Source organism: Sphingopyxis sp. C-1, assembly GCF_001047015.1.
Lineage (GTDB): Bacteria > Pseudomonadota > Alphaproteobacteria > Sphingomonadales > Sphingomonadaceae > Sphingopyxis.
In genome coordinates, this window is record NZ_BBRO01000002.1 from 1,213,032 (window position 1) to 1,229,293 (window position 16,262).

11 protein-coding genes are annotated in these 16,262 nt (G+C 64.0%); 10 read left to right on the forward strand and 1 reads right to left on the reverse strand.

Going from position 1 to position 16,262, the window contains the following annotated elements; translation table 11 throughout:
- Positions 1-42: 42 nt before the first annotated feature.
- Entirely contained in the window at positions 43-2,619 is a 2,577-nt protein-coding gene (gyrB, locus tag SC1_RS20450; protein ID WP_062186452.1) for a DNA topoisomerase (ATP-hydrolyzing) subunit B, read from the forward strand.
- Between the two features lie 151 nt (positions 2,620-2,770).
- Positions 2,771-3,157 carry a septal ring lytic transglycosylase RlpA family protein gene (locus tag SC1_RS20455; protein WP_304644409.1) on the forward strand — a complete coding sequence of 129 codons (387 nt, stop codon included), beginning with the start codon at positions 2,771-2,773 and terminating at the stop codon, positions 3,155-3,157.
- A gap of 3 nt (positions 3,158-3,160) precedes the next feature.
- On the opposite strand, the gene SC1_RS20460 is transcribed toward SC1_RS20455, so the two are convergent.
- The gene (locus SC1_RS20460) at positions 3,161-4,090 is read right to left on the reverse strand and encodes a glutaminase (protein WP_083436024.1); all 930 of its coding nucleotides are present in this window, start codon (positions 4,088-4,090) and stop codon (positions 3,161-3,163) included.
- 99 nt (positions 4,091-4,189) lie between these two features.
- On the opposite strand from SC1_RS20460, the gene SC1_RS20465 reads away from it, so the two are divergent.
- From SC1_RS20465 to SC1_RS20500, 8 genes are all read left to right on the forward strand, one after another.
- On the forward strand, positions 4,190-4,663 hold the full coding sequence (locus tag SC1_RS20465) for a VOC family protein (protein ID WP_062186462.1): 474 nt from the start codon (positions 4,190-4,192) through the stop codon (positions 4,661-4,663).
- The gene (locus tag SC1_RS20470) at positions 4,660-4,986 is read left to right on the forward strand and encodes a helix-turn-helix transcriptional regulator (RefSeq protein ID WP_062186465.1); all 327 of its coding nucleotides are present in this window, start codon (positions 4,660-4,662) and stop codon (positions 4,984-4,986) included. The genes SC1_RS20465 and SC1_RS20470 overlap by 4 nt, the downstream gene beginning before the upstream one ends.
- Before the next feature lie 10 nt (positions 4,987-4,996).
- The gene (locus tag SC1_RS20475) at positions 4,997-5,464 is read left to right on the forward strand and encodes an SRPBCC domain-containing protein (protein ID WP_062186466.1); all 468 of its coding nucleotides are present in this window, start codon (positions 4,997-4,999) and stop codon (positions 5,462-5,464) included.
- A 220-nt stretch (positions 5,465-5,684) separates the two neighbouring features.
- Positions 5,685-8,096 (forward strand): ligase-associated DNA damage response DEXH box helicase, encoded by a 2,412-nt coding sequence (locus SC1_RS20480; protein ID WP_062186469.1) that lies wholly within the window; start codon positions 5,685-5,687, stop codon positions 8,094-8,096.
- A gap of 68 nt (positions 8,097-8,164) precedes the next feature.
- A complete protein-coding gene (locus tag SC1_RS20485) occupies positions 8,165-9,196 on the forward strand; it encodes an aspartyl protease family protein (protein WP_062186471.1) in 1,032 nt (343 codons plus the stop codon).
- A gap of 40 nt (positions 9,197-9,236) precedes the next feature.
- The gene (gene pdeM / locus SC1_RS20490) at positions 9,237-9,959 is read left to right on the forward strand and encodes a ligase-associated DNA damage response endonuclease PdeM (RefSeq protein WP_062186473.1); all 723 of its coding nucleotides are present in this window, start codon (positions 9,237-9,239) and stop codon (positions 9,957-9,959) included.
- 152 nt (positions 9,960-10,111) lie between these two features.
- Positions 10,112-12,958, forward strand: a complete 2,847-nt coding sequence (locus SC1_RS20495) for a TonB-dependent receptor (RefSeq protein WP_062186475.1) — start codon at positions 10,112-10,114, stop codon at positions 12,956-12,958.
- 240 nt (positions 12,959-13,198) lie between these two features.
- On the forward strand, positions 13,199-15,925 hold the full coding sequence (locus SC1_RS20500) for a TonB-dependent receptor (RefSeq protein WP_062186477.1): 2,727 nt from the start codon (positions 13,199-13,201) through the stop codon (positions 15,923-15,925).
- Positions 15,926-16,262 lie beyond the last annotated feature (337 nt).

Consider the following 16,262-nt stretch of genomic DNA (forward strand, 5'->3'; position numbering starts at 1 on the left):
TTTTCGCTTGGGTTTTGCCGCCTTCGACCCTATATAATCGATATGACGGACACCCCAGAAAATACGGCGCCGGTCGCGCCCGCCAATCAGCCCAATACCAACGCCTATGGCGCCGATTCGATCAAGGTTCTGAAGGGCCTCGACGCGGTGCGTAAACGGCCGGGCATGTATATCGGCGACACCGACGACGGCTCGGGCCTGCATCACATGGTTTTCGAGGTGTCGGACAATGCGATCGACGAAGCGCTCGCGGGGCATTGCGACCTGGTCCTGATCACGCTCAACAGCGACGGATCGGTCAGCGTCGAGGACAATGGCCGCGGCATTCCGACCGGCATCCACGCCGAGGAAGGCATTTCGGCGGCCGAGGTCATCATGACCCAGCTCCACGCCGGCGGGAAGTTCGAGAACACCAGCGACGACAATGCCTACAAGGTGTCGGGCGGCCTCCACGGCGTCGGCGTCTCGGTTGTCAACGCGCTTTCGGAATGGCTCGAACTCACGATCTGGCGCGATGGCGAAGAGCATTGGATGCGTTTCGAAAATGGCGATTCGGTCGGCCCGCTCAAGGTCAACGGCCCCGCCCCTGCGGGCAAGAAGGGCACGCGCGTCACCTTTCAGGCCTCGACCGAGACGTTCAAGAATGTCCTCGAATTCGATTTCGAAAAGCTTGAGCATCGCTACCGCGAACTCGCCTTTCTGAACTCCGGCGTGCGCATCAAGCTGGTCGATGCGCGCCATGCCGAGCATCTGTCGCACGACCTTTTCTATGAAGGCGGCATCGCGGCGTTCGTCAAATATCTCGACCGCAACAAGAATGCGCTGCTGCCCGATCCGATCGCGATCAGCAGCGAACGCGACGGCATCGGCATCGACGTCGCGCTTGAGTGGAACGACAGCTATTATGAAAATGTCCTCTGCTTCACGAACAATATCCCGCAGCGCGATGGCGGCACGCACTTGGCGGCGTTCCGCGCCGCGCTGACGCGGACATTGAACGGCTATGGCGACAAGTCGGGCATCCTGAAGAAGGAAAAGGTCTCGCTGACCGGCGAGGACATGCGCGAAGGACTGACTGCCATCGTGTCGGTCAAGCTGCCCGATCCCAAATTCTCGTCGCAGACCAAGGACAAGCTCGTCTCGTCCGAGGTGCGCCAGCCGCTCGAAAGCCTGATGGCGGACCGGATGACCGAATGGCTCGAGGAAAATCCTGCTTATGCAAAAGCGGTGATCCAGAAGGTGATCGACGCCGCCGCGGCACGCGAGGCCGCGAAGAGGGCGCGCGAACTGACCCGGCGCAAGGGCGCGATGGATATCGCGAGCCTGCCCGGCAAGCTCGCCGACTGCCAGGAACGCGATCCCAGCAAATGCGAACTCTTCCTCGTCGAGGGTGACTCGGCAGGCGGCAGCGCAAAGCAGGGCCGCGACCGGCATGTGCAGGCGATCCTGCCGCTCAAGGGCAAGATCCTGAACGTCGAGCGTGCGCGTTTCGACCGGATCATCTCGTCGAAGGAAGTCGGCACGCTCATTCAGGCACTCGGCACCGGTATTCGCGACGAGTTCAACCTCGAAAAGCTGCGTTATCACAAGATCGTGATTATGACCGACGCTGACGTCGACGGCGCGCATATCCGTACGCTCTTGCTCACCTTCTTCTATCGTCAGATGCCTGAAATCATCGAGGGCGGCCACCTCTACATCGCCCAGCCGCCGCTCTACAAAGTCGCGAAAGGGCGGAGCGAGGTCTATCTCAAGGACGATACCGCGCTCGAAAATTATCTCGTCGATGGCGGGATCGACGCGCTGATGCTCGAAACCACCGGCGGCGCGCGGTCGGGTGCGGACCTTCGCGACTTGATTGAGCATGGGCGCCGTCTGCGAGCACTCATGCGCTATGTCCCGCGCGGCCATAATTATGAGCTCGTCGAAGCGCTGGCGCTAAACGGCGCACTCGATCCGGAACTCGACAGCGCCGGACGCACCGCGGCGGGCGCGCGCGCGGCCGAATGGCTCAACGCCGCCGAGCGCGCGCTGACCGGAGGTGCCGAGGCGAAATGGACGATCGTCGCGATCGACGGCGGCTATACGCTCGAAAAGCGGTGGCGCGGGGTCAGCGACCATCATGCGATCGACGCCGCGTTCCTGGCTAGCCAGGAGGCGCGCCGCCTGCACAAGCTCGCGAGCGAACAGGCTGAGACCTACGCCCATCCGGGCCGTCTGGTGAAGGGCAGCAGCGCCGCGGCACAAGCCGCCGACGCGGCCGCGCTGGCTGCGGCAGAGGCGGCCCAAGACGACGCCGAAGCGAGCGACAGCGACCTGCCAGCCGCCACCGCCGGCAAGGTCACCCCGATCACGCGGCCGTCCGAACTGCTCGAGGCGATTTTTGCGCACAGCCGCAAGGGTCTGGCGATCAGCCGCTATAAGGGGCTGGGCGAGATGAATGCCGAACAGCTCTGGGAAACGACGCTCGATCCGTCGAACCGTTCGCTGCTGCGCGTCGAGGCCGAACAGGCCGATGTCGCGCACGAAATCTTCGAACGACTGATGGGCGACGAGGTCGAACCGCGGCGCGATTTCATTCAGACGAACGCGCTGTCGGTGGCGAATCTGGACGTATAAATTCAGTTATTGTTCCGTTAAAACGGTACAAATCGCACATCCGGACGCAAATAAGGTTCAGTTTAACGCGCGGCGGCTTGCCTTGGCAGGCCGCCGCTGCTTTTGGCGCCTCCTCTGACAAGGGGATGATGTCGTGCGGGTCTTTTCTGCCATGATGATACCGCTTCTGCTCACGGTTTCGGCCGCAGCGCAAGAAGTCGAAGTCACCGACAATCCGATCGCCGACATCGTCGACGAAACCGAAATCGGCGGCGGTATGGCAAGCTATTACGGCAGTGAACTGGCCGGAAACCGCACCGCGAGCGGCGAACGTTTCGACCCGGCCCAACTGACCGCCGCGCATCGCTCGCTTCCCTTTGGCAGCCTGGTGCGTGTCACCAACACCTCGAACGGCGACAGCGTCGTGGTTCGCATCAACGACCGCGGCCCCTTTGCGCACGGCCGCGTGATCGACGTCAGCACCGCCGCCGCCCGCGAAATCGGCATGCACCGCAGCGGCACTGCACGCGTGAAGCTGGCGCTGCTCAGCGACGACTGAGGGTCAGTCGAACACCGACCACCCCGCCGCATAGGCAAAATGTTCAAGCGCAACCGCGCCCGCGAGTGACGTCCCCGCCTCATTGAGCGCGGGCGACCAGACCGCGATCGACCCTTGTCCCGGCGCAATGCACAATATGCCCCCGCCGACGCCGCTCTTGCCCGGCAGCCCGACACGGAAAGCGAACTCGCCCGAATTGTCGTAATGGCCGCACAGCATCATGATCGCGTTGATGCGCCGGGCGCGGTGCGGCTCGATCAATTGCTCGCCGGTCAGCGGATCGCGCCCCTCCATCGCCAGGAACAGCCCGGCGCGGGCGAGCTGGCGGCACGACATGGCAATCGCGCACTGGCGAAAATAGACGCCGACGACCGTCTCGACAGGGTGCGTGAGGTTGCCGAAGGCGTCCATGAAATGCGCGAGGCTGCGGTTGCGTGCGCCGGTTTCGGATTCGGAGAAGGCGACGTCGAAATCGATCCCGACGCTGTCGTCTCCGGCGCGCGCGCGCATGAAGTCGAGAATCTCGTCGGCGACCGCATCGCCGCCGCGCCCGTCGATCAGCCGGTCGGTCGTCGCGATCGCGCCCGCGTTGATCAGCGGATTGCGCGGAATGCCATGCTCGCTTTCGAGTTGCACGATCGAGTTGAACGCGCTGCCCGACGGTTCGCGCCCGACGCTATCCCACAACGAACTGCCGACGCGGCGGAGCGCTAGCGCAAGCGTGAACAGCTTTGACACCGACTGGATCGAGAAGGGCTCTTCGGCGTCGCCCGAGGTGTGGACGGTGCCGTCGGGCAGCGCGAGTGCGAAGCCGAGCTTGTTCGGATCAACCTTGGCCAGCGCGGGAATATAGTCGGCGACGCGGCCTTTTCCGAGATGTGCGGCCGCCAGCGTCATCGCCTCGTCGATATGATTGCGGAGATCGTCGGTCATCGCGCAGCATTAGCATCTTCACGCGCTTACGCATGTATTTTCATTTTTACGAAAATATTCTATAAAATGGAAATCAGTTAAGCGACTCGGGAGAGAATCATGGTCGATCATCCGCGCGGCAAGGGGCTTTCGAGCGCCGTCAGTTACCAGGACAGCAAGGCGGCGTTCCGCTGGCTGGAGCAGGCCTTCGGGTTCGAGCCGCTGTTCGTGCTGCTCGATGAAGCGGGCAACCTGGCGCATTCCGAAATGGGCTTCGGCAGTTCGGTGGTGATGGTCGGCAACGAATGGTCCGACGATCACAAGAGCCCGAAATCGATCGACGGCAAGAACACGCAATCCGTGCATGTCCAGCTCGATGTCGGAGAGGATATCGACGCGCATTGCGCAAAAGCGCGCGCCGCGGGGGCCGAGATCATCGCCGAGCCGGAGACCCAATTCTACGGCGACCGCAGCTACCGCGCAAAGGACCCCGAGGGGCATATCTGGACATTCGGCGTGACGGTCCAGGAAAAGACCGCCGAAGAGTGGGACGCCGAGGGTGGGTTCACCACAAAGACGCGGCTCGACGATTGAGCGCCGCGCTCGACCGGATGCTGGACGCGCTCGCCGACCCGAAACGGCGGCGCGCGATCGAATTGCTGGGCGAGCGGCCGCGCAGCGCGGGAGAGCTTGCGGGCGAACTCGGGCTCGCACCGCCCGCGATGAGCCGCCATTTGCGCGCGCTGAAGGAGGGTGGGCTGGTCGAGGATGGGCATCCCCACTTCGACGCACGCGTGCGCATCTATTCGCTGAAGGACGGCGCAACGGCGGAACTCAAGCAATGGCTGGCCGACACCGAGGCGCTGTGGACGCGCCAGCTCGCGGCGTTCAAGCGCCACGTCGAGGGCGGCGAATGAGCGCGCCCGAATGACCGCCGCGGTCATTGTCGCGCTGCGCGTCGGCGTGTCGCCGGACATCGCATTCGCCGCTTTCACGCGCGATATCGGCATGTGGTGGAAGAGCCATCCGCTGTTCCAGCTTTCGCGCAAGGGCGACGGGAAGCTGCGCTTCGACCCAGCGGGACCTGGCGGGCGGCTCGTCACGCGGTTCGACGATGGCAGGGAGTGGGAAATCGGGCCGGTGCGCCACTGGCTGCCCGGCGAGCGGCTGGCGTTCGGCTGGCGATTGCCGAGCTTCAAGGCCGATCAGGCGACCGAGGTCGACGTTCGTTTCGAGGCAGTCGGTGCGGAGACGCGCGTGACGGTCGAGCATCGCGGTTGGGATGCGATCCCGCAGCAGCATGTCGCGCGGCACGGGTTCGAGCTGATGCTGTTCCAGCGGCGGCTGGCGGAACATTGGCGGGGGTTGCTGAAGGGGATGGAAGCGCGGCTTTAAGCCAGGGCCCGTTTAGGGGTGGAGAGCGGACGTTTCATTGCCCACGTCCGACATCCCGGGCCTGACCCGGGAGCCCGCTTTTTCAAGGCGCCCGCTGGTTTTGGTATCAAGCGGGACCCCGGAGCAAGTCCGGGGTGACGATATGGGGAGGTCCGCAATCGCTCGCCCCGACGACGAGAGAAGCATTGCACGCGCCTCGCTCCCGCCCCACGTTCAACGCATGCCTCTCCCCGCCCCCTTCACCGACTGGTTCGCCGCGCGCGGGTGGCGCCTCAGGCGGCATCAGGCCGATATGCTCGCGGCGGGCGAACGGGGCGAGCACGCATTGCTCGTTGCGGCGACGGGGGCGGGCAAGACGCTGTCGGGGTTCCTGCCAACGCTCGTCGATCTGGCGGAGCATCCGTCCGACCGGTTGCACACGCTCTATGTATCGCCGCTGAAGGCGCTCGCGGCCGACGTCGAGCGCAACCTCCTCGGTCCGATCGCCGAGATGGGGCTCGACATCAGCGTCGAGAGCCGGAGCGGCGATACGAGTTCGGATAAGAAGGCACGTCAGCGCAGCCGCCCGCCGAACATCCTGCTGACGACCCCCGAATCGCTGTCGCTGCTGTTATCTTACCCCGACAGCCTTACGATGTTCGCCGATTTGCAGACCATCGTGATCGACGAGATCCACGCCTTTGCGCCGGGCAAGCGCGGCGATTTGCTGAGCCTCGCGATGGCGCGGCTCCAGCGGATCGCTCCCGGTCTCCGGCGCGTCGGGCTATCTGCGACGATTGCCGATCCCGACCAGTATCGCGGCTGGCTCGCGCCCGATGCGGATGCCGACGCGGTCACGCTCGTCGAAGGCGAGCCCGGCGCCGACCCCGATATCGAGATATTGCTGCCCGAGGGCGCGGTGCCCTGGGCGGGACATTCGGGTCGCTACGCCGTGCATCAGGTGATGGAGGTGATCGCGACGAACCGCACGACGATCATCTTCTGCAACACCCGCGGGCTCGCCGAGCTGATCTTTCAGGAGCTTTGGAAGGTCAACGACCTGTCGCTGCCGATCGCGATCCACCACGGCAGCCTCGACCGCGAAGCGCGCCAGCGGGCGGAGGCGGCAATGGCCGAGGGTCGGCTCCGTGCCCTCGTCGCGACCGCCAGTCTCGACCTGGGGCTCGACTGGGGCGACGTCGACTGCGTGATCCAGATGGGCGCTCCCAAAGGCTCGTCGCGCCTGCTCCAGCGTATCGGACGCGCGAACCATCGGCTCGACGAGCCCAGCAAGGCGCTGATCGTGCCGGGGAACCGCTTCGAATATCTGGAAGCCCGCGCCGCGCTCGACGCGGTCGAGGCGGGCGAGCGCGACGCCGACCGCTTTCGCCCCGGTGCGCTCGACGTGCTCGCGCAGCATGTGATGGCGCTCGCCTGCGCGGCGCCGTTCGACGAGGCTGAACTGCTCGCCGAAATCCGCACCGCCCAGCCCTATCGCTGGATCGACCCCCAGATTTTCGCGCGGCTGCTCGGCTTCGTGCGCGACGGCGGTTATGCGCTCAAAAGCTACGACCGGTTCCGCCGTCTCGCCCCCGACGGCCAGGGCCGCTGGCGCATCGCGCATCCGCGGTTGGCGGCGCAGCATCGGCTCAACGCGGGAATTATCGTCGAAGCACCGATGGCCGATGTCCGGTTCAAGAATGGCCGACGGCTCGGCAAGGTCGAGGAATATTTCGCGAGCACGCTGTCGCCGGGCGACACCTTCGCCTTTGCTGGCCTAAGCCTCGAAGTCGAGTCGATCCGCGATACCGATCTGATCGTGCGCGCGACGACGCGGCCCGCGCGTATCCCAAGCTATATGGGCGCACGCCTCGCAATCTCGACGCGGCTCGCCGACCGGGTGCGAACCTTTCTCGCCGATCCGGCGAGCTGGCAGCGTTTTCCGGAGGATGTGCGCTTCTGGCTGGAGATGCAGGCGCTGCGATCGGCGCTGCCGCGGCCTGGCGAACTGCTCGTCGAGACCTTTCCGCACGAGGGCAATCATTATCTCGTCTGCTATCCGTTCGAAGGATGGAATGCGCATCAGTCGCTGGGCATGCTCATCACCAAAAGGATGGAACGCGCGGGCTTGCAGCCATTGGGTTTCGTCGCGTCGGACTATGCGATCGCGATATGGTCGCTGCGCCCCGTCCTGCACCCGCAGAACCTGTTCGATGCCGAGATTCTGTCGGAGGAGTTCGTCGAATGGGTCGAACGCTCGCATCTGTTGAAGCGCGCCTTTCGCGAGGTTGCGGTGATTGGCGGGCTGATCGAGCGCCAGCATCCGGGGAAACGCAAGACGGGCAAGCAGGTGACTTTTTCGACCGACCTGATTTTCGACGTGCTGCGCAAATATGAGCCCGACCATCTGTTGCTTGAGGCCGCGTGGGCCGATGCGCGCGAGCGGCTGACCGACGTTGCGCGGCTAGGCGACCTGCTCGACCGCGCCGCGGGGACGATGCTGCACAAGACGCTCGACCGGATCAGCCCGCTGGCGATCCCGGTCCTGGTGCTGATCGGGCGCGAAAATGTCGCCGCGGCGGATATCGACGATGCGTTGCTGGGCGAGCTGGCGGACTCACTCGCCGAACAGGCGATGCGCCTCGACCAGTGACTGGCGTTTCGCTTGCTGCGCGAGACGATGAGGCGTAGATTGGGGAAAATATATTGAGGATGCCAGCGATGACCAATGCTTCCAAGCGGTCCGTCCTTTTGGCGCTGCTCGCCGCGCCCGCGCTGATTGGCGCGACGCCGGCGCCGGCCGATCCTGCACCGGCTCCCGCGGCCACACCCCCGCCGCCGGGCGAGGCCGTCCTGCCGCCGATCACCGTCGTACCGTTCATCCAGCCGTTCGACCTCGATGCGTCGCGGCGCATGTCGGTGCAGGTGATGGTCGGGGGAAAAGGCCCCTTTTCTTTCCTTGTCGACACGGGTGCCGAACGCACGGTGATCGCCCGCGAACTCGCCGAGCGACTGCGGCTTACCGAAGGCGCGAAGCTGAAGCTCGCGACGATCGGCGGCTCGTCGATGGTTCAGAGCTATCGCATCGCGGCGCTGCAAATGTCGAACCTCCACCTCGCCTCGGTCGAGGCGCCGGCGTTTTTCGGGCGGCATATCGGCGCGGCGGGATTGATCGGCGTCGACATGCTCGAGGAACGCCGCATTCTGATCGATTTCCGCAAGGAAAGCATGTCGATCCTCGAAACGCGCAAGCGCGCCCGGCCGATCATCCGCGATACTGACGCGATCGTCGTTACCGCCCGCAATATGGCGGGTCGGCTTATCCTGTCCGACGCGCGGCTGGGTGGAAAGCGCGTCGACGTCATCGTCGACACCGGCGCCCAGACCAGCGTCGGCAATATCGCGTTGCAGAAACTTGTCGCCGCCCAGCGCCAGAATCGCTTGCCCTTCACCCCCACCGTGTTGGACGCAGTCACGGGCGAGGCAGTGCCGGCGATGCGGACCGCGATCAAGCGCATCGTTATCAGCGGGATGGACGTCAACGACCTGCCGGTCAGCTTTGCCGACAGCCAGGCTTTTCGCGCTCTGGGGCTCGACGATCGGCCCGCGTTGCTGCTCGGCATGGACAGCCTGTCGCTTTTCGACCGCGTCGAGATCGACTTCCCGAACAAGCGTGTCGTATTCGATCTGCCCGACGAAGCCAGTCGCATGCCGCGGTTGCGTTTCGCCGCAAATATGACGCCGCGGGGATAGGACGCTTGCCGCGCGGCGGCGGCGGCGGCATAGCGGGCGCATGTCCGCCGCCGCGAGTTTCGATTTTGCGGGCCAGCAATTTCATATGCTGGCCGACCGGGCGTTGTTCTGGCCGCGCCACGGTGCGCTGATCGTCGCCGACCTGCATCTGGAAAAGGCGAGCTGGTACGCCGCGCTCGGCCAGCCCTTGCCACCCTATGACAGCCACGACACGCTCGATCGGCTTGCCGCGCTTGCCGCCGAAACGGGCGCGCGCGCGATCTGGTGTCTCGGCGACAGTTTTCACGATCGCGATGCTGCCGAGCGTGTCGTCCCGGCGGTCGCCGACCGCCTGTTCGGACAGGCTGCGTCGGCGAAGCTGTTGTGGATCGCGGGCAATCACGATGGGCTGACGGGCGGGGCGTGGGGCGGCGAGGTCGCCGACGAGCTGGTCGTCGACGGGATCATCTTTCGTCACCAGAGTCTGGCACATGAGACGCGCCCCGAGGTTTCGGGGCATTTCCACCCCAAGCTGCGTCTCAACATCCGCGGCCGGCATGTCTCGCGCCCCTGTTTCGTGGGCGATGCACGGCGGTTGATCCTTCCCGCTTTCGGCGCGCTGACCGGTGGTCTCGCCGCCGAGGACCCGGTGATCGCAGCGAATTTTTCCGGGGCTTATGAAGCGATGCTCGTCGCGCGTGACCGGCAGCTACGCTTTCCCTGCCCCGGCCGACCGTCCGATGACGCTACGGCAAGCCGCATCGTCGCTGCCCGCCGGGCCTAAGTCCCGCCGAACAGGCGCTTTTCCGCCTGTGACTAAAAAGCATCACCAAGCCAAAAACGACGCAAATACAGGCCTCCCGCTGGATCGTCCGCGCAATTGAGTTATGTTCCAGCCGCAACAAAAATAAATAAATGTTGAGAGGAGTGCCCGATATGAAATCATCTTCCCTTCGTGCTGCCCGATTTATGCGCACCAGCGCGCTCGGCGTATCGCTTGCCATCGCTGCCGTGTCGGTACCGGCCGTCGCACAGACTGCACCGGCAGACACCGCGACCGACGACAGCGACAACACCCCGATCATCGTGACCGCACAGGGCCGCGCCCAGCTCCTGTCCGATGTGCCCGTCGCGATTTCGGCGGTCAGCGCCGAAACGCTGCAGAACAGCGGCGCGAACGACATTCGTCAGCTAAACCAGGTCGCACCGTCGCTGCTCGTCTCTTCGACCGGTTCGGAAGCCAATGGTTCGGCGCGTATCCGCGGCATCGGTACGGTCGGCGACAATCCCGGCCTCGAAAGCTCGGTTCCTGTGTTCATCGACGGCGTGTATCGCTCGCGTTCGGGCATCGGTCTCAACGAACTCGGTGAAATCGACCGCGTCGAAGTGCAGCGCGGCCCGCAGGGTACGCTTGGCGGCCGCAACTCGTCGGCGGGCCTGATCAGCATCTATTCGAAAAAGCCGAGCTTCGAATTCGGGGCCACGGGTGAAGTCACCTATGGCAACTACGATTATTGGCGGATCGGTGGCAGCGTCACCGGACCGATCAGCGACACGCTCGCGGCGCGCATCGACGGCATCTGGGTCAAGCGCGACGGCTTTCTGAAGGACACGGCGAACAACACCGACGTCAACAACCGCGACCGCTATTTCGTGCGCGGCCAGTTGCTGTTCGAACCGACCGACGCGCTGTCGATCCGGCTGATCGCCGACTATACGTCGCGTGACGAAGCCTGCTGCGGTGCGACCTACATCGACAAGAGCGTCAACCCCTATATCGGGAACCTCAACAACCTGTCGACGCCGCTGTCCGTGGGACCGGCGGGGACGCCGCAACCGAACGTGCCGCAACCCAATGGCAACAACATCATCAACGTGCTGCGCGACCTCGGCCAGCCGCTCGCGGCGTTCAATCAGGGCTACAGCCGCAATATTTCGGTCAGCCCGGGCCGCAGCTTCGACGGCAAGACCAAGGATTACGGTTTCTCGGGTCAGATCGACTATGATCTTGGCGGTGCGACGATCACCTCGATCACCGGTTACCGCGAATATCGTTCGGGGCAGGCCGGCGACCTCGATTATGGTTCGGTCGACATCCTCTATCGCGCGCCAAGCGACGACGCTTACCGCCAGTTCCATACCTTCACGCAGGAACTGCGTGTGCAGGGCGAGGCTTTCGACGGCAAACTCGACTGGCTCGTCGGCGGCTTCTACGCCAACGAAAAGCTGACGGTGCGCGACAATCTGCGTTTCGGCACGCAGTACGGCCGTTTTGCCGCCTGCCGCCTGATCTCGGGTGGCGGTCTTGCCGCGCTCTATTCGCCGACCTCGCCCGGTTGCGTCGCGGCGCGTCCGGCGGCGTTCGGCGCCGCTTCGCCTGCGATTTATGGCGCGCTCGACCAGCTCGACAGCATCAGCGACAAGGGCAGCATCGACGATCGCTACAACCAGAAGGATACCAACTGGGCGCTGTTCACGCACAATATCTTCCACATCACCGACAAGCTCGATCTGACGCTGGGCGTGCGTTACACCCACGACAAGAAAAAGTTCTCGGCCTCGTTCACCAACGACAATCAGGCGTGCGTCAACGTCCAGAATGCGGTCACCGGCTTCCTGACCGTCCCCGCACTGGCTGCGGTATCTGGCGGCCTTATCGGTCTGGCCTGTCAGGGTAACTCGACCGCCGAGCTCAACGGCGTTTCGATCAACGACAGCCGCAGCGAGGATGAATGGACCGGCACCGCGATCCTGTCGTACAAGCCCGTCGACGATCTGATGGTCTACGCCAGCTTTGCGCGCGGCTATAAGGCGGGCGGCTTCAACCTCGACCGCTCGGCGCTGAAATCGCCGACGCGTTCCTTCGCCTCGCAAGGCGGCGCACAGGCGCTGGTCGGCAACCTGCAGTTCGATCCGGAACTGGTGAACAGCTATGAACTGGGCGCGAAATATTCGACCGGGCCGTTCGGTCTCGGCCTGACCCTGTTCCGGTCGGACTTCAAAAACTTCCAGCTCAATACGTTCAACGGCAGCGTGTTCATCGTCCAGACGGTCAATGGTTGCTCGAGCGATCTCAATGGCGGCGATCGCGATCAGAGCAAGTTCACCGACGGCGCGACGGGTCTTCCGTTGCCGGGCGCACCGGCCAATACGACGCCGGTAACGCCGACCTCGTCCGCATCGACGACGGGCGCCTGCCCATCGGGCGATGTCGGTTATGGCGTGCGGACCGAAGGCTTCGAACTCGAAGCCTCGCTGGTTCCGTCGCGCAACTTCCGCATGACCGCGGGGCTGACCTATGCCAACACCAAATATCGCAGCAATCTGGTTGGCAACAAGTCGGGCGCACCGCTCGATCCGGCGCTCCGCCTTCTGCCCGGCAACAATCTGTCGAACGCGCCCGAACTGGTCGCAACCGGCAGCGTCGCCTGGACTCCGGACATCGGCAGCAGCGGCCTGACCGGTCTTGTCTATATCGATGGCCGTATGACCAGCGACTATAACACCGGGTCGGACCTGTTCCCGCAGAAGGAACAGAATGGCTATGCGATCTTCAACGCGCGTATCGGCGTTCGCGGCCCCGACGAGAAATGGGGCATCGAATTCTGGGGCCAGAATATCTTCAACAAGCAATATTCGCAGGTCGCGTTCAACTCGCCGTTCCAGGAAGGCGGCACCTCCGGCGCCTTCGCCGACCCGCAATATCCGGGCGGTCGTCAGATCTTTTCGCAGTTCCTGGCCGAACCCAGGACCTATGGCGTGACGCTGCGCGGCAAATTCTAAGCGCCACCGAATTTCCGACTATGGGGGCGGGGCCATTGGCCTCGCCCCTTTTCTTTGCCCGGCCAAGTCAACCCGTCACATCTGATAGCTGTGGCACAAAAGCCGCGCCTTTCGCGCAATGACGTTACGGCACGTGCGGCGCGCTGGCTTGCTGCCCTCAACTCATGTTACGCTCGGGCAACGATAAAAAAGACCGCTCTCCCCGCATCGACCGATCATGTGAGAGGAGGGCCATTTCCGATGAAAAACCGTTCCCGCCGTGCCGCCAGCCTGCTGCGGACCAGTGCCGCCGGCCTGTCGCTTTCGTTCGGCCTGCTGGCCGCGCCCGCCGTGGCGCAGGACGCTGGCGCCGAAACCGACGACAGCACGATCATCGTTACGGCGACCCGGCGCAGCGAAGCACTGTCCGATGTTCCGATCGCGGTTTCGGCGGTCACCGGCGACACGCTCGAGAAAACCGGTGCGACCGATGTTCGCGCGCTGGGACAGGTCGCGCCGTCGCTGCTTGTGTCGGGCGCGACGAGCGAGGTCAATTTCTCGGCGCGTATCCGCGGCATCGGCACGGTCGGCGAGAACCCCGGCCTTGAATCGTCGGTCGGCCTGTTCATCGATGGCGTTTATCGCAGCCGGACGGGCGTCGGCCTGTCCGAACTCGGCGATATCGAACGCGTCGAAGTGCTGCGCGGTCCGCAAGGCACTTTGTTCGGCCGAAACTCGACCGCGGGGCTGATCAATATCGTGACCAAGGGGCCTGAGCTTGGAACCTTCGCGGGGAAGGGTTCGGTGTCCTATGGCAATTATGATTATTGGCGCGTCGACGGCATGATCAACGCGCCGCTGGGCGACAAGACCGCAGTGCGCCTCGACGGCGTCTGGCAGAAGCGCGACGGCTTTATCGAGAATGTCACGCCGGATGAGCCCGATATCAATGACCGCGATCGCTGGCTGGTAAAGGGCCAGCTGATGTTCGAGCCGACCGAGACGCTGAGCTTTCGCCTGATCGCCGATTACAGCAAGCGAGAGGAAAATTGTTGCGGCGGGATATTGTTGAACCCCGTGCGCAACCTGACGCGGGGAGCCGATGGCTTCCCCGTCGCATCGGCGAATACATTGCTGCCGCTGCTGCAATTGCTCGGTGCCAATCATCAGGTCGCGCCCGTGGGAACAAGCTTCGTTCGCCGCCAGTCGACAACGCCCGGCGTCACTTACCGGTCGGATACCAAGGATTGGGGCGTGTCGGGCGAACTCGACTGGGATCTGGGCGCGGCAACGCTGACTTCGATTACCGCCTATCGCGACTACAAAAATGCTCAGGGTCAGGATGCCGATTTCAGTACGCTCGACATCCTGCGCCGTACCGACCTCGATCGCCGTTTCCGGCTGTTCACGCAGGAAGTGCGGCTGCAGGGCGAGGCTTTCGACGGGCGGCTCGACTGGTTGGTCGGCGGCTATTACGCCAACGAAAAACTCGATGTCGACGACGACATCATCTACGGCGCCAATTATGAGCGGTTCGCCAACTGCCTGGCCGCCGCGACGCTTTCGGCGGCGAATATCAATCCGGCGTCGGCGACCTGCTCGAACCTGCCAGCCACGACCTTCCCCGGTTTTCAGGGGTTTGCGGCCTTGCTCGGCGCCGCACGGCTGAACGGCACCGGCAACAATGGATCGACCTTTCACCAGCGCAGCACCAACTATGCGCTGTTCACGCACAACAGCTTCGACATCGTCGAGGATGTGCTGACGCTGACCGTCGGCGCGCGCTACACGCATGAGAAGAAGACACTGGCGGGCGACGCCAATTTCACCAACACGCTGTGTCCGGCAATCGTCAATTCGCCCTTTCAGGCGCTGGCTAGCCTCGCTTGCGTGATCAACGGCACCGCGCCCGACATCGTCAAGGGCGCGCCGGGGACGAAGTTCAGCGAGGGCCAATGGACGGGCACGGCGGTGCTGAGCTGGAAACCCGCGCCCGAATGGCTTGTCTATGCCTCGGCGTCGAAGGGGTACAAGGCGGGTGGCTTCAACCTCGACTATTCGGCGCTCGACCGGCCATGCAGTACGACCGCGGGGTCTGTGGCGCAAAATGCCGCCTGCACCACCGCGCTCGCGCGGCCGGCGAACACGCCGGGCAATGGACGGCCCGAAGCGAGCGACCTGCAATTCGCCAGCGAAAAAGTCGACGCCTATGAACTCGGGATCAAATGGGACGGCCCGGGAATCGACGTCAATCTTGCGGCCTTTTATCAGGAATATAGCAATTATCAGCTCAACACCTTCAACGGCGTCAATTTCGAGGTCACCAATATCCAGGCGTGCAAGGACGACCTTGGGACCGGTCCGATCGACAATAGTGCGACGACGGGCGCCTGCCCCTCCGACCGGCTGAAACCGGGGGTCGTCGCGAAGGGTGTCGAGATCGAGACCTTCCTGCGGCCCGCACGCTATTTGTCGGTCAACATGGGACTGACCTATGTCGACACGCTTTACCGCCGCAATCTGGTCGGTACGGGCGGAAGGCCGCTTTCGCCCGTGCTGTTCCAGCTCCCCGGTCGTGGGGTGTCGAACGCTGCCAAATATGTCGCGACCGCGGGGATCAGCTGGACGCCGACGATCGGTTCGTCAGGGATGAGCGCGCTCGTCTATCTCGACACGCGTTTGCAGAGCGATACCAACACCGGGTCGAACCTAGACATCGAGAAGGAACAGGATGCCTTTGCGGTGTTCAATGGCCGGATCGGCCTGTTCGGGCGCGACCGCCGCTGGGGCATCGAACTGTGGGGCCAAAATCTGTTCAACAAGCAATATTATCAGATCGGCGCCGACATGCCGCTTCAGGGCTCGGGATCGTTCCGTGCGGTCGCCGCACCTGCCGCGAGCGGGCATCCCGGCACCGCGAACAAATTGTTCGTCGGCTTCCCCGGCGAGCCGCGCACCTATGGTGTGACGCTGCGCGGCCAGTTCTGACCGCTCTCTCCCCCTCCCCATGTCGGGGAGGGCGTAGGGAGGGCCTGCCGCGGCCGGGCACTGTCGCGGCAGGCCCTTTCGTTTCTTTGGGGCGGGTTTGGCGTGCGGAGCTGTCGTTGCGCTCTTTGGACATCGCCCGGCTGGATCCGGATCGGGTCGGCGCAAGGGCGGCGCAATATTCCAAAGTTCAGGAAAGTTCAGCCCTAGGAGCCCACGATTTGTCAGTCGGCGAGAGCTGGACGTGCGCGGCACGTCCGATCATGGTCGTACCCGCAATTAGGGCAGCGACTGCATTTTTGTTCACCGAATGAAAGAGCCGGATGAAGGCTGGCACGGC